The organism is Kitasatospora sp. NPDC049285 (genome assembly GCF_040678815.1).
Lineage (GTDB): Bacteria > Actinomycetota > Actinomycetes > Streptomycetales > Streptomycetaceae > Kitasatospora.
In genome coordinates, this window is sequence record NZ_JBFAQR010000029.1 from 57,337 (window position 1) to 71,425 (window position 14,089).

General features: G+C 74.6%; 12 protein-coding genes. All 12 read right to left on the minus strand.

The genetic code is table 11. From position 1 onward, the window contains the following. Positions 1-29 precede the first annotated feature (29 nt). Positions 30-365 (minus strand): hypothetical protein, encoded by a 336-nt coding sequence (locus AB0K51_RS19920; protein WP_363456948.1) that lies wholly within the window; start codon positions 363-365, stop codon positions 30-32. Next, positions 365-2,134, minus strand: coding sequence for a hypothetical protein (locus AB0K51_RS19925; protein WP_363456951.1), 1,770 nt, complete (start codon positions 2,132-2,134; stop codon positions 365-367). Before AB0K51_RS19925 ends, AB0K51_RS19920 begins: the two co-directional genes overlap by 1 nt. Continuing rightward, a complete protein-coding gene (locus AB0K51_RS19930) occupies positions 2,122-2,514 on the minus strand; it encodes a hypothetical protein (RefSeq protein ID WP_363456954.1) in 393 nt (130 codons plus the stop codon). The genes AB0K51_RS19925 and AB0K51_RS19930 overlap by 13 nt, the downstream gene beginning before the upstream one ends. Positions 2,515-2,519: 5 nt before the next feature. Next, positions 2,520-3,032, minus strand: a complete 513-nt coding sequence (locus AB0K51_RS19935; RefSeq protein ID WP_363456957.1) for a hypothetical protein — start codon at positions 3,030-3,032, stop codon at positions 2,520-2,522. Positions 3,033-3,097: 65 nt separating this feature from the next. Further along, positions 3,098-6,268 (minus strand): hypothetical protein, encoded by a 3,171-nt coding sequence (locus AB0K51_RS19940; protein WP_363456959.1) that lies wholly within the window; start codon positions 6,266-6,268, stop codon positions 3,098-3,100. Continuing rightward, positions 6,265-9,084 carry a pre-toxin TG domain-containing protein gene (locus AB0K51_RS19945; RefSeq protein ID WP_363456962.1) on the minus strand — a complete coding sequence of 940 codons (2,820 nt, stop codon included), beginning with the start codon at positions 9,082-9,084 and terminating at the stop codon, positions 6,265-6,267. Before AB0K51_RS19945 ends, AB0K51_RS19940 begins: the two co-directional genes overlap by 4 nt. A gap of 7 nt (positions 9,085-9,091) precedes the next feature. Continuing rightward, on the minus strand, positions 9,092-9,409 hold the full coding sequence (locus AB0K51_RS19950; RefSeq protein ID WP_363456965.1) for a hypothetical protein: 318 nt from the start codon (positions 9,407-9,409) through the stop codon (positions 9,092-9,094). Then, entirely contained in the window at positions 9,406-9,798 is a 393-nt protein-coding gene (locus AB0K51_RS19955) for a hypothetical protein (protein ID WP_363456968.1), read from the minus strand. The genes AB0K51_RS19950 and AB0K51_RS19955 overlap by 4 nt, the downstream gene beginning before the upstream one ends. Positions 9,799-9,806: 8 nt before the next feature. Next, positions 9,807-10,967: a hypothetical protein gene (locus tag AB0K51_RS19960; RefSeq protein ID WP_363456970.1), complete on the minus strand. Its 1,161-nt coding sequence runs from the start codon at positions 10,965-10,967 to the stop codon at positions 9,807-9,809. Positions 10,968-11,008: 41 nt separating this feature from the next. After that, the gene (locus tag AB0K51_RS19965) at positions 11,009-11,170 is read right to left on the minus strand and encodes a hypothetical protein (RefSeq protein WP_363456973.1); all 162 of its coding nucleotides are present in this window, start codon (positions 11,168-11,170) and stop codon (positions 11,009-11,011) included. Between the two features lie 62 nt (positions 11,171-11,232). After that, on the minus strand, positions 11,233-12,060 hold the full coding sequence (locus AB0K51_RS19970; protein ID WP_363456976.1) for a hypothetical protein: 828 nt from the start codon (positions 12,058-12,060) through the stop codon (positions 11,233-11,235). 142 nt (positions 12,061-12,202) lie between these two features. After that, on the minus strand, positions 12,203-14,026 hold the full coding sequence (locus AB0K51_RS19975) for a hypothetical protein (RefSeq protein ID WP_363456978.1): 1,824 nt from the start codon (positions 14,024-14,026) through the stop codon (positions 12,203-12,205). Positions 14,027-14,089 lie beyond the last annotated feature (63 nt).

Genomic DNA, 14,089 nt, shown 5'->3' on the forward strand with positions numbered 1-14,089 from the left:
TCCTCCAGCTCGGGGTGGGTCGGTCGGGTTCAGCGGGCCCGCAGGGTGGTCTGACCGGGTGTCAGCACGGTCAGCACGCCGGGCGGAGCGCCGTTGGTGAGGCCGCTGACCGTCTCCAGCAGGGCGGGCCGGCCGCCGGCCGTGAGCGTCGCCGCGGCGCCGCCGGCCACCGAGACGACGGCGCTGCACTGCACCGTGGTGCCGGACGTGACCTGGGTGCAGCCGGCGATCGGCCTGCCGTCGAGGTCGCCGACGGCCAGCACCGGCGCGCCGCCGGCCTTGAACGTCCGCTGCCCGGGGGTGATCTGCACCGTCCCGCCGTGGCCGCAGCCGATCGACGCGTCGGCGTTCAGGACGGCCGGCATCAGCCCACCTCCACGGACGAACCGCTGATCGTGATCTTCCCGTCGGCGAGGGTGATCGACGCGCCGCCGGACTTGAGCGTGATCGCCTTGCCGCCGGTGTCGACGGTCACCGCGCCCTTGGCGTCGACGGTGACGGTGGTGCCGCTGTCGTGCTCGACCAGCAGCTGCCCGGTCAGTTCGTCGGGCAGCTCGGGGCGCTCGCCGACCTCGGGGAGCAGCTTGTCGCCGACGCTGATCCGCAGCCCCCTGGCCTGCAGCACCCGCCGGCCGGCCGCGTCGGTCAGGTCGTTGACGCCCTTTCCGGTCGGCAGGCCCTTGCCGTCGAGCTTGGTCGGCAGGCACAGCCACCAGTCGCCGGGGCGGTTGCGCGGCGGCGCGTACGCGGGCTGCTCGGGCCACAGGAAGCCGGTCACCACCGCGTCGTTGACCAGGCCCCGGTTGTGCGCCAGCACGGCCCGCATGCCGGGCAGCACCGGGACCATCAGCCCGCAGCGGTGGAAGGCGAACGGAGAGGCGATCGGCCGCTCGTGCAGCAGCGGTTGGCGGTCGACGGCGCTCTCGACGCTCGGCGCGACCACCTCGGCGGCCGGCGACTGGCCGTAGTGCAGGTCCGCCAGGTGACGGCTGGTCCGGCCGTCCGCGTACGTCGCCACCTCGCCGACGTCGATCGCCGGGTGGTCGGCGCCGACCTGCTCGACCAGGTCGCGCATGCGCTGGCGGACGCCGTCCGCGCCGGTGCTGCACACCGCCCGCTCGCCGGGTGCGGCGACCACCAGCACCACCTCGCAGGTGTAGCCGCGACGGCTGTCGAAGAGGTGCCGGACCCGGTCGATCCGCAGCGGCCCGGGCAGGGCGTCGCGCGGGTCGGCGGTCTCCAGCACGGCGCGCCGCCCGGGCCGGACCGCCGGGTCGCCGAGCACGGTCAGCCGGGCGCTGGTCCGCGCGCCGCCCGGCTTCCCGCCGCCGAGCGGCGCCGCGGCCGCCGCCGCCGCGCCCGCGGCCGCGGCGAGCCCGTCGGCGTCGCCGTCCCCGCCGGCCCCGGCCGGGACCAGGTCCTCCGGGTCCTCCTGGACGTGCTCCAGGCTGACGATGTGGTCGTCCGCGGTGAACCGCAGCGGCGCGCCCGCGTCGACCGCCGCGCCCATCCGGATCACCCCGTCGCCGATCACCAGCGGCGCCTTGGCGGCCTTGGCGATCTGGTCGAGCGCCGACAGGCAGTCACCGGCCCGCTGGCTGAAGTTCCTGGCGGTCGGCAGCCCGTCGGCCGAGGCGGTGACGGTGATCGGGTCCTTGCTCGCCGCGGCGGCGAGCGCCCGTACGGCGGCGGTCAGCGGCTGGTCGCCGGGCTGCGCGGCCCGGACGGTGGTGAACGCCAGCCGGTACCCCGCGCTCTCCATGCCGCGCAGCTCGGTCAGCAGGTCGCCGGCGTCGGTGACGCTGGTGCGGATGCCGGTCAGGACGCCGCGCAGCACCGGGGCGCTGCGGCCGGCGGGGTCGTCGAAGTAGCCGAGGCCGAGGGTGACTTCCACCGGATCGTGCCCGGCCAGGGCCTCCGCGTGCCGGGTCTTGAGCGTCTCGACCACGTCGGCCGGCAGGTTGGTCAGCTTGGCGGTGAAGGTCGAGGCGGCGGCCCCGGAGAGCAGGTCGATCCGGATGTCGGCGTCGAGCACGTACTCGCCGGCGAACACGTCGTTGGACACCCGCAGCGGCACCAGCCCGCCCGGCCCGGCCCGGTCCACCTGCAGTTGGAACCAGATCACGAAGCCCATCGCAGCGCCACCCCCGCCCGGACCTCGGACCCGTACGCGCCGGCCGCGCCGAGGTTGCGCGGGTCGACCGTCAACGCCACCGGCAGCAGCGCGAGTTCACTGCCCGTCAGCTCCACGCCGGGCACCAGCTTGCGGCGCAGCACCACCCGGGCCGGGCCGGGCGTCTCGCGGGTCACGGTGGCCACCATGAACGCGCCCGGCTCCGGCAGCACCAGCGGCCGGCCGCCGGCCAGCCGTTCCTCGTCGACCACGGTGACGGTGAGCGCGACGGTGTAGACGTTGGCGCCGAGGGCGAGCCGGAAGGCCTGCGGGAAGCCCTCGTCGGCGTCGGCCGGCAGCAGCAGGTACCGCGAGAGGTCCACGGCGGGCGGTGTGGTCACGGCGCTTACCCGGCCAGCGGGACGGACGCGGTGCGCGGCACCGGGGCGGCGGGCGGGGTGGCGCCGGCGAGCGCGGTACCCGCGGCCAGGGCGAGGTCGGCGGCCTCGCCGAGCGCCGCGCTGACGGCGGAGCGCGGGACGTGACGCAGCGTCAGGCTGACGTCCAGTGCCTCCCGGCGGCCCGCGGACTGGCTGAAGCGCAGGTCGGTGATCTGCATGTCCAGGCTGACGGTCAGTCCGCACACCACCGGGATGCCGGTGCTCGCCAGCAGCGGCGCGGCGGCGGCCACCAGCACCCGGGAGACCAGGGCCAGCGCCTCCAGCTCCTTCTTCACCAGCAGCCGGTCGGGGCCGGGCAGCAGGGCCTCGATCGCGATGGTCTTGGTGGTCGGCGCGGTGGCCTGCGAGAAGCGGCTGCCGGAGATCCGCTCGATCTGGTAACCCTCGCTGATGCTGAGGCTCTGCACGTACAGCAGCGGCACGGTGCCGATCAGCACCGGGGTGTTCCGGTCGGCCATCTGCGCTCCCTCGCTCGTGGACGTATGCGGCTGGCGGGTGGACGGATCTGGTGGACGGCGGCCGGTCAGCGCAGGTAGACGCGCGGGTTCCCGGCCTTCAGCCAGGTGCGGAAGGCGGCTCTGGCCGCCGCCGGATCGTGCCCGGCGGCGGTGAGCGCCCGGAGCACCTCGGGGTCGTCGAAGAGTTTGATCATTTGTTCCCCCACGGCGGGCAACTCCCCGACGGAGTCCGGGTGGTACAGGTAGAGCAGGTCGGTGTAACGGCTCGGGGCGTGGGTGACGAGGTCGTTGACCAGCTGCTCGCGGAGGAACCGGGCCGGTCCGGTCAGGTTGGTCTTGACCTCGACGCTGACCCGGCCGCCGGGCAGCTCGGCGATGATGTCCACCACCCGGCCGGGACGCGGCCGCTGGAACTCCAGCGCGGTCGCGCCGAAGTCCCGCACCAGCGACCGCCCGGCGAGGAGCTCGCCCATGGTGCCCTGGAAGAGGTTCTCGGTGCCCCGCTCCACGAGGAGCTTCGCCAGCGGGTGCTCCAGGCCGTCGAGCTGCCGGCTTCCCAGCCGCTCGGTCAGGTCGCCGACCACGTCCAGCAGGTCGGTCCGGCCGGCGGCGGGGAACCGCCAGACCTCGCGCCAGTCGTAGACCTCGCGGGCCCGCCGGGCGATCTCCTCCGCGCCGGAGAGCTGCCGGTCGGTCAGTTCGTCCAGGCGCACGGCGAGTTGCTCGCGGTCGGCGATCAGCGTCGCGGCCATGGCGTGGTCGCCGGTCCGCTGCGCGTCGGCGGCCTCCTCGGCGAGTTCGCTCAGCTCGGCGAGCAACTGCCGTCGCCCGCCCGCCCGCAGCCGGGCGACGGTGGCCTCTGTGGCCTGCCGGAGCCGGCCCGCGAGCTCCTCGAAGGCGGCTGCCTCCCCGGCGGCGAGCCGGTCGAGCAGCCGCTGGTAGGCGGCGGGGTCGGGCAGCTCGCCCCGCCGCAGCTCCAGCGCGCGCAGCAGGGCCTCGACCGCTTCGGCGTCGTGGCCGCGGTTCAACAGCGCGAAGTAGACGTCGCCGCCCGCCTCGGCGATCAGCGCCAGGGCGCGCGGCCGCTCGGCGAGGGCGGACAGGGCCGCGGGCCCGAGCTGACGGAGCCGGCCGGCGCCGAGCCGGCCCACCGCGCGCGACCACGCCTCCAGGGACCGCGGCGCCACCCCGCCCACCAGCGTGCGCATGGTCGGACGGTCGAAACCGGTCTCCAGCAGCCGGGCCAGCGCCGAGGTCATCTCCTCGGTGACCCCGCCGATGTCCTCCGCCTGCCGCTCGAAGCGCCGGGCCAGCGACAGCGCGTCGGCCAGCCGTTCCACCTCGGGCAGCGCGTCGTGCTTCCTGGCGAGTCGGCGCAGCACCGCCGGGGCGGCGTCGGCCGGGACGTCCAACCGCTCGGCGAGCCGGGTCAGTTCGGCGAGGTGCTGCTGCGGCAGCAGGCGCAGCGCCTGCGCCGCCGCGTCCAGGTCGCGCAGCTCGGCGAGCCGGGCCAGCGCCGACACCATCCGGTCCAGGCGGCTGAGTTCGCCGGCCACCTCGGAGGCCTTGCCGAGCCGCCGCAGCGAGCCGAGGACCCGCAGCAGGGCCGCCAGCCGCTCGGTCAGCTCGGCGCCGCCGAGCGCCTCCTTCAGCTCGCCGAGGCCGACGAACCAGCTGAGGACCTCCACCACCAGCGCGGTCTCCAGGGTCCGGCCGAGGTCGCCGCCGATCCGCGCGCCGCCGCCCGCACCGCCGAGCACCGCGCCGGTGCGCCCGCCGTACGGGGTGCCCAGCTGTTCGGCGTACTCCAGCCCCGCCAGCGCGACCAGGATCGCCTTCCCGGCCTGCTCGCACAGCGTCTGCAGGACGGCCGCGGCCTTCGGGTCGCCGAGGAGCGCCCGCTCGACCAGCAGTTTGAACTCGACCAGGTGGGCGATGCCCTCGATCAGCTGGGTGGGGGAGTGGGTGAACAGGTCGACCAGTGCGTCGACGGTCGAACGCACCCACAGGCTCAGCCCGTTGGCGACGTTGCGGAGCACGTTCAGCGCGTCCGGGTCCTGACCCGTGCCGTCCTGGGGCCGCACGCCCAGCTCGTCCAGCAGCGTCAGCAGGTAGTCGGTGTTCAGCCGGCGGTGGGGCCGGAGCTTGCCGAGGGCGGTCAGGAACTCCACCACCGAGCCGTCCAGGGTGGTGAACAGCCGCTCGTAGGCGCCGCGTTGGCGCAGCAGGGCGGCCATCGCCTCCAGCTCGGTCTGGGTGCGGCCGGAGAGCAGCAGCTCGACCACGGCCTTCTTCTGCCGTTCGTTCGGCCACAGCAGGTCGGACAGCGCGACCAGGTAGCCGACCCGCTGCTCCAGCGGCATCCAGGCGAAGACGTGCCGGTCCATGGTGACGATGTGTTCGAGCATCGCCTCCTGGTCCAGGCCGGGCTGGGCGGCGCCGCCGCCTCCCTCGGCGACCAGCCGGCCGGCGGCGACGCGGGCCGCGACCGCCGGGTCGACCCGCTGGGCGGCTGGGGTGCGGGCCAGTTCGCGCCGGACCGCGACCGGCGTCCAGTGCACGCCGCGGTCCAGGTCGAAGACCCAGCGGCCGTCCGCGGTGACGGTCACCACCACGCGGTAGTCGGTGAGCACCAGCACCTTGCCGCGCTCGGTGACCTCCACGCCCGGCAGGCCGTCGGCGGGCGCGGCGGGCGGCGCGGCGCGGCCGAACTGCCGCATCAGCAGCGGCTCGTCGAGCGGCACCATGACGAACCGGTCGGCGGCGTGCTCCCCGCCGCCGCGCTCCAGCACGGCGAACCCGTGCGCGCCGTACAGGTACGTGCCCCACTGGACGGCGCGGGCGAGCGAGGCCGAGGTGAGGTACGGGTCGGTGCCGGTGCGCACCCACTCGTCGACGGCCAGTCTGATCAGCGGCAGGGTCGGGAACCGGTCGCGGCTCAGCACGTCGCCGAGCGGCAGCTGCTCGCCGGGCCCGGCGGCGGGCCGGACCGGGACGGCCACCGGGGCGCCGCTGCCGTCCGCGTAGCCGGGCATGGTCCACCAGCGGCCGTCGGCGGCGGGACCCCACGGTGCGTCATCCGCCGCTCCAGGAGCGGCAGTTGAGGAGTGCGGTGCGGTCCGGTCGGCCAGCGCGCGGCGGACGCCCGCGGTGACGGCCGCCTCCACGGCCCGGCGGGTCGGTTCCGGGCAGCCGCCGTTCCAGCGGACCGTCACCGGGGCGGGCGGGGCGCTCACTCGGTCACTCCCGGGGTGGCCCGCAGGCCGAACTTGACCTGCACGGTCTCCCGGTTGCTGTTCGGGTTGTGCATCTCGAAGGTGAGGTTGTCGGCGTCGATGGCCTTGCGGTAGTTCTCGCCGAGGGCCTTCTCCAGGTTGTGGTCGAGGCTGACCCGGCGCTCCTGCACCCCGATGTCGGCGGCCCGCGGCAGGCCGAGGCCGGGCGGCGCGTCCGCCACGTCGATCAGCGGCGCGCGGCCCTTGTCGGGGAACGAGAACCCGGCGTCCCGCAGGTAGGTCGTCGCCCCGGTGTCGGCCTTGGCCTGGATCCAGAACTCGTCGCGGACCTTGCCGTACAGGTCGAACATCTCCTGCCGGGTGGCGTTCTCCAGCGAGCGGGTGCCGACCACCTTGGCCCGGGCCCGTTCCCAGACCGGGCCGAGCGGGGTGCGGTCGAGCCGCTGCCCGAGCACCCGGCGGGCCCGCTCCAGCGCCTGCCGCCGGGTCTCGCCGGTGCGGCGCACCAGGTTCTCGATGTCGAGCCGGGTGCGCTTGTTGACCGGCACCCGGACCTCGTCGACGGTCGGCCGGGCGCCGCCGGTGGCGGACGGCCGGGTGGCCCGCTGCTCCTCGACGGCGGCGACCAGCTGGTCGACCTCCTCGGCGAGGAAGTACTTGTCGGCGGCCTTCTGACCGGCCCGCCCGGCCTCGCCCGACAGCACGCTCTCCGCCGCCCCGGCCCGCAGCTCCCGGGCGGTGGCCTGGTCGGTCAGGCCCATGGTGGTGAACAACTCCTTGAGTTCGTTCAGCTTTCCGGCGTCCCGCACCGACCGCCCGGCCTTGACCTCCCGGGCCGCCTCGTCCAGCGCGCGCAGCCCGTTCGACCCGGGCTTGAGCCCGGACAGGGCGCGGAAGGTCGCGTCGGCCTCGCGGGCGGAGAGCCGGTAGTCGCGGACCATGGTCTCCACCGTGACCGCCGCCCGGCCCATCTTGAACACCTTCCCGGCGGCGGGCAGCAGCACCGAGGCGCCGAGGATCGCCCGGTCCGTGGTGCTCAGCTCGTGGCCGAACAGGTCGTAGCCGAAGGCCGCCTCGCCCGCCGCGACGATCGAGCCGACCACCGGGATGAAGCTCACCGCCGTCTCGATCGCGGTCTGCCAGAGCGGGATGTCCTCGGGCGGGATGTCGTAGCGCTCGGCCTCCGGGTACGCCTGGGCGATCAGGTAGGCGTCGAACTCCTCGGGGTGGGCGCGGAGGAAGTCCCGGAAGTCCGCCTCGGCGCTGGTCGCCGTGAAGGACTTCTCGTGCATCCGGGCGATCTCCTCGTGCAGGAACTCACGGGCGATCAGGTCGCGGACGGCCTTCTCCCGCTCCGACTCCCACACCAGCCAGCCGACCCGGTTCTTGCGGTCCTCCACGGTGTACGGCTCGCGGACCTTCCAGACCCGCTTCTCCAGGAACGCGATCACCTGGTCGAGCTTGCGGCCGGCGCCGTCCGGGTCCCACGTCGCCGCCTTGTCGAGGGCGGTCTCCCGCGCCTTGCGCAGCTTGTCCGCCACCTCCTCGCGGACCTTCGTGCCGAGCTGCCGCACGTACAGCCGGGCCCAGGTCGCGCCCGGGTCGTGGCGGCCGAGGTCGGCGTCGCTCTGCCGGTCCAGCCAGGACAGGTAGTCGCCGAGCGCGGCGGTCACCGCGGCCTGCTCGGTCGCCGGGAGCGAGCGCGAGGTGCGCTGCATCACCGCGGCCAGCTCCAGGAACCGGGTCCGGACCGAGGGCGCGGCCGGGGTGGCGGTCTCCTTCAGCGCGGCGGACCACAGGTCCGGGCCGGTCTGCCGGAGGAACTCCGGTGTGCCGTAGTGCTTCTCGATCCAGGCGTGGTACCGCACGAAGGCACCCTGGGCGAGCTCGTCGTCCAGCCGGACGCCCGTGAGGTAGCCGAAGAGTTCGCGCCGCTTGTCGAACTGGGCCTGGTCCGCGGCGCTGCGGCGCACCGGGTGCGAGTCGTACCACAGCAGCCCGCGGGTGGGACCCTGCCGCGGGGCCCAGCGCGGCCCGCGGACCACCACCGCCACCCGGACCGCGGGGTCCCGGTAGATCAGCCCGTCCAGGTAGGCGCGGACGATCCGGTCCGGCAGCTCCGCCGGCAGCAGGCCGGTGACGGGCAGCGGCCGTTCCAGCATCGGGAGCGTCAGCCCGGCGGCGGTGAGCGGGTAGTCCCGGGAGACGTCGTCCTGCCGCCTGCCGCCGAGCCGGACCTCCACCCGCACCGTGTCACCGGGCATCAGCCAGCCGGAGTTGGGGTCGAGCTTCTGCTGGAGGTCGATCAGGTCGTCGTCGGCGTCGGACGGCAGCTGCTCCCCGAGCACCGCGAGCTTGCCGCTGTACCGCAGGGCCTGCACCACCGCGACCACGTCCTCCGGTGCGAGCCGGCGCAGCACCCGCAGCGCCTCGCGGGCCTCGGCGTCGGTGATCGCCCAGTCGGTCAGGTTGCGGGAGAGCAGTTCGCCGATCCGCTGCAGCGCGGCCTGCTGCGCCTGCGGCCCGGTGGCGGGGCGGGCGACGGGGAGCCGGACCTGACGGGGCGGGCCCTGGTAGGACGTCAGGCGGTAGCCGCCGGAGGGGAGGTCGAGGGCCGACTCGTAGCGCTCCGACGGGGCCTGCACGGCGCCCGTCCGGTGGCCGGTCGGGCCGTGCTGGGCGAGCGCGCGTTCGGCCTGCGCCAACCGGCGGGCGACCAGCCGGGCCACGGCCGCCTCCAGCCGCTCCAGGTCCGCCGCCGTCGGGGTGCCGACCAGCCGCAGCCGGATCGGCACCCGCACCTCGACCTCCGTCATCGCTCCCTCACCCTCCCCCTTGCCGCCGCAGCGCCACGTCCAGCTCGTCGAACACGTACCGCGCCACCGCGTCGAGCTGGGCGCCCGTCAGCTCGCCGACCACCTCGACCTCCACCGGGAAGTTCCACACCACCCGGGGGGCCGCGCCCGGCCCGGCGGCGGAGGACAGGACCGCCTCGCTGCCGGGCGCGGGCACGATGTACTCGCCCTCGTGGACCAGGGCGATCCCGGTCCGTTCGACCCGGCCGCCGGCCTCGAAGGCCGGCAGCACCAACAGGCCCTCGCCGCCCTCGGGTTCACCGCCGCCCGGGTCGGGCGTCGTCACGACTCGACGCCGGGCGCCAGCGACATGCAGGTGAAGCTGGCGCTCGGGGCGCCGTCGATCACCACGTTGCTCGGGTTGGCGGAGGTGATCACGCAGCGGCTGAACTTGAGTGCCTTGAAGGCCCAGTCGGTGCCCTTCTTCTCCGCCACCGTGATCTCGAACTCCTTGCCCTTCACGGCGAGTTCGGTCAGGTCGGCGACCGCGGTGCCGATCGCCTGCACGGTCATGGTGAAGGTGAAGGTCTGCGGCTGGCGCACGTAGCCCAGGTTGTCCGACTCGATCGAGTGGATGACCGTGTGCGGCACGTTGAAGGTCGGGGTGAACTGCGAGATCGGCGCGACCACGGAGTTGCCGAGGCGGATCTCCAGCCGGGTGTTCCAGTCGGGCATGCCCGCTCCTAGGTGAAGTTGAGGGTCAGTGCGATGCGGTGGATCGCACCGGCGTAGTCGACCGACACCAGGACCTCGGCGAGCCGCTGGGTCTGGGCGTTCTGGATGACCGCCAGCTGTGCGGGGGTGAGCGCCGCCGGGTCGGCGTCGAGCAGGTCGAGCACCGGGACGTCGATCGCGTAGCCCTCGATCACCTCGCCGCGCACCAGCGGGTCGAGGACCGCCTCCAGCTGCACCACCAGCGCGCGCAGCCCGGAGCGGCTGATCCGCAGGCTGCCGACCGCCTGGATCAGCCGCGCCTTCAACTTGAAGGAGACGTCGTCCACGGTGCGCTGCACGTCGACGAACTTCATCCCGGCCGGGTTCCCGGTGTACCCCTCGCCGAGGTACACGCCGCTGCCGGGCAGCAGCGCCGGGTGGACCAGCCAGTTGACCCCGTTGCCCTTCGGCGGGTCGCCGAACTGCTCGGACTGGTTGATCTTGTTGATGTCGGCGACGCTGAACGGCGCGCTGTTGATCATGACCTGCTTGAGCAGCACCGAGACGTGCGGCGGATAGCCGGCGACGGTGCCGGCCACCGCCGCCGCGGCGTCCTCGTCGCTGCGGTGCGCGATGTAGATCATCCGGTCGCTGGCCAGCGTGCCGGCCACCGGCGCCGGATCGGCCGAGTCCTTGGCCAGCATGGCCACGCCCATCCGCTCCCGGCCCTCGCCGCCGTGGTCGGAGACGGCGGTGACGTGCGCGGCGAGCCGGGTGACGGCCCCGTTGGCCGCGCCGGAGTTGGCGTCGAGCGGGGTCGCGGCCAGCACCACGAACTGGACGTCCAGGTCCTCGATCGCGGTCAGCGCGGCGGTCGGGTCGGCGACCGACCCGGTCGCGCCGCCGTTCACCTTCACGCCGAACACCTGGGCCGGCCCCGGGCTCTGCCCGAACAGCGTGACCAGCGCGGCGGTCAGCGAGGAGTTGGCCTTCTGCTTGGTCGGGTCCGCCGGGTCGGGAACCGTCGCCGGGCCGAACTCGGCGGCGGCCCCGGACGGACTGGTCACCGGCACCACCTTGCCGTCGGTCCCCGACGCGGCGGTCCCGATGACGGCGACGTTCCCGGTGGCGCGCACCACCGGGGAGAACATCTCCACATTCGATTTGACGTTGATGTACCGGACGGCCATCGTCTTCCCTTCACCTCATCCCCGCTCGTCGGGGGGCACGGTCAGTGGAACTTGTCCTGGAGCTTGCGGCGCAGCGCCTCCTGCTCCGCGAGCGTCATCGCCGGGGCGGCGGGCGGGCGGCCGTCCGCGGCCCGGTCGGCGGTCGTCCCGGGGGCGTCGTCCCGGTCGGTCGCGGCCGCTTCGGCGGGATCGGGCTGGGGCACGGTGGTCTCCTCGACTGGCGTGGGGGCGGCGGGAATTCGGACAAGCGAAGGGGCGGGCCGGGCTACGGCGGCACGGGGACGGCGAGGACGTCCCGCGCGGCGAAGAAGGCCAGCAGATCGGCCTCGGCGACGCCGCTCGCGGCCACCGCCGCGGCCGGGAACACCAGCACCGGCGCCACCCGGCACCGGGACTCCAGCCCGTCCGGCTCGCGGCGGGCGGGCAGGCTCCGCTCGGCCAGGTCGCGGACCAGCTGGGCGGCCCGCAGCGCTTCGGTGACCTCCACCGACTCCCGTACCAGCACGGCCAGTTCGAGCGGCACCCGGCGCTGGTTGGCGGGGTCGGCCGGGTCGAAGGGCGGCGCGGCGGCGAGCCGGATCTCGCCGAGCAGGTGGCGGTAGGCGCGCCGCAACTCGTCGACCGTCTCGATGTGGTGGCGCGCCAGGTAGCCGGCCAGGTCGAAGTACCGGAACTTCGCCTGGAACTCGGCGAGGGTGTGGTACTCCCCGATGTCGTTCAGCACCACCGACTCGATGGCGCCCGGGTCGAGTTCGAGCACCAGGGTGGCGGACAGCCGCAGCATCAGGTCCACCCACTCGGGCGGCGCGGCGGCGTCCCGCCCCTCGTACAGCACCTCGGTGCGCTCGTGCGCCGGGGAGGTGCGGATCCAGCTACCGGACAGCAGGCGGGGGCGGAACAGCGGCCGCTGGAACTCGGCCTCGGCGACCTCCAGCTTCGCCACCTCGTGCACGGCGGCGGCCGGCAACCCGTAGAGGGTGCCGGCGAGTTGGCGGACCCGGGCGAGCCCCGTCGGGCCGGCGGGCAGCAGCAGACCGGGCAGCCCGCCGGGCGCGTCGAGCCGCAGCATCAGGGCGTCGGTGAAGCTGCTCACCGCCCACCGCCGTGGTACGCCATGGAGTGCGCCCTTCGCCCGCGAACGTCCGCCCCGCGCCAGGGCGGAGCCGCCGACGCGCTGCGCGCCGACCGTTCGTGGACGCTACGCCAGGCGGTGTCAACGGAGCGTCACCGCGGCGTCACCGCGGCGGCGAGGTCTGCAGGCGCCCCTGCAGCGTGCTCGACAACTGCGCGACGCAGGCGGCGAGCTGTTCGGTCGTCAGCTGCGCCGGGTCGCCGCCGCAGCCCGCCACCGGTGCGCCGTTCGGCGGTGCGGCGGTCGGCGGCGCGGCGGTCGGGGAGCCGCTGGGTGCGGGCGCCGGCGAGGGCTGGCCGCCGGGCGGGGTGATGCTGCCGCGCAGCGCGACCAGGTTGGGCGTCACCGTGGCATCGCCCGACAGGTCGATGTAGTCCTGGGTCTGCCCGTTGAAGTCCACGAAGCCGCGCCACATGTCCTTGCCGAACGGGACGATCTCCTGCAGCGCGCCGCCCGACCCGGTGCTGATGGTGATCGAGGTCTGCTGCGCCATGTACGAGACCATCCGGCTGGCCAGCACGTCGAGGTTGACCGACGGGCTGTCGTCGCCGCGCACGTACACGTGCAGGTCGTTGAGTCCGTTGCCGACCCGGTCGGCCTGCAGGACCGCGAACGCCACCACGAGTTGCGAGGAGCTCTCCCGCGGTACCAGCGGCGTCACGTAGTACAGGTGGCCGTCGGCCTTCGAACGGAGCAGGAACTCACCGGGGTTGGCGGCGTTGGTGGCGGCCGAGGTGTGCGCGTAGCCGAAGCCGCGGTCGTCCTTCGCGCCGCGTCCGCCGAGCCACTGCACCTCCTGGATCTGCGCCCGGACCATCGAGGCCGGGTACACCGCGCCGGGCAGCTCGCCCGGCGCCACCTCGGCCCGGTAGGTGACGGACGGACGGCCGTCCGCGGAGCCGCGCAGCACCAGCACGCCGGCCGGCTCCAGCACCGTGCGCTGCTGCCAGGCGATCTGCCGCGCCACCGAGACCACCACCACCGGCTGGGCGGTGCGGGTGTCGGAGCCGTCGCAGTAGCCCCAGATGTCCTGGTCGCTGTAGACCAGGCCCGGGAACCGCTCGGCGAGCAGGTTGCGCAGGCTGGCCGCGCCCGTCCCGGCGAAGGCCCGGTCGAAGGCGTGGTCGCCGCGGAACGCGCAGGTGGCGACGGAGTTCGACCGGCCGTCCCAGACCGCGACGCCCTCCATCGGCTGCTCGTCGGAGCCGTCCAGGACCGCCGTCCACACCCCGCCGCCCTGCGAGGCGTCCGGCAGGTAGTGCAGGCTGTGGCCCATCAGGTGGACCCCGGAGGTCAGGCCCGCGCTGTCGGTGAGGGCCTTGGTCGCCGCGGCGTAGGAGGCGGTGCGCGCGTCGAAGTCGAAGTCCGGCATCGGCGCGGTCTTCACGCAGGACGGCACGTCCGCGGTGCCCACCAGGTCGCAGCGGCTGCCGTCGCCCGCCCGGCTGTGCTCGGTCACCGGCAGCACCGAACGCGGCGTGGCCGCGCCGCCGGCCGGCACGTCGAGCACCGTCGCCGCGGCGTAGAAGCGGCCCGCGTCCTTGTCGTCGTCCCACAGGCCGGTGCCCGCCCGCACCAGCGAGCCGACCACCGCCAGCAGCACGACCGCCGTGGTCAGCCGCATCGGCCAGCCGTCGAAGCCGGCCCCGGAGTCGTCCGCGACGTACCAGACCGCGAAGAGCGTGCCGCACAGCCCCACCGCGACCCAGAACCAGAACAGCGGCGCCGCGTCCCACACCCCGCCGTGCGGGAGGAACTGGCGCTCCATCAGCAGCCGGTAGCTCTGGTCCTGCTGCCCGAACCCGCCGAACAGCAGGTGCTTGACCATCCACACCAGCAGCGCGAGCAGCGGCATCCACAGCCACCACACGGCCAGCCCGGCCGCCGCCCGCCGCAGCGGCCCCCGCCACGCCCGACGCTCCGTCATGCGCCCCCCTCGGTCCCGAGCCCCCGTTCCTCCGACCATCCTCCCACCGGCCCCCGACACGCC

Bases quoted from the DNA above. Each gene is read 5' to 3' on its own strand.
- AB0K51_RS19920 (WP_363456948.1), bottom strand. From the start codon at position 365: ATGCCGGCCGTCCTGAACGCCGACGCGTCGATCGGCTGCGGCCACGGC.
- AB0K51_RS19925 (WP_363456951.1), bottom strand. From the start codon at position 2,134: ATGGGCTTCGTGATCTGGTTCCAACTGCAGGTGGACCGGGCCGGGCCG.
- AB0K51_RS19935 (WP_363456957.1), bottom strand. From the start codon at position 3,032: ATGGCCGACCGGAACACCCCGGTGCTGATCGGCACCGTGCCGCTGCTG.
- AB0K51_RS19945 (WP_363456962.1), bottom strand. From the start codon at position 9,084: ATGACGGAGGTCGAGGTGCGGGTGCCGATCCGGCTGCGGCTGGTCGGC.
- AB0K51_RS19955 (WP_363456968.1), bottom strand. From the start codon at position 9,798: ATGCCCGACTGGAACACCCGGCTGGAGATCCGCCTCGGCAACTCCGTG.
- AB0K51_RS19960 (WP_363456970.1), bottom strand. From the start codon at position 10,967: ATGGCCGTCCGGTACATCAACGTCAAATCGAATGTGGAGATGTTCTCC.
- AB0K51_RS19975 (WP_363456978.1), bottom strand. From the start codon at position 14,026: ATGACGGAGCGTCGGGCGTGGCGGGGGCCGCTGCGGCGGGCGGCGGCC.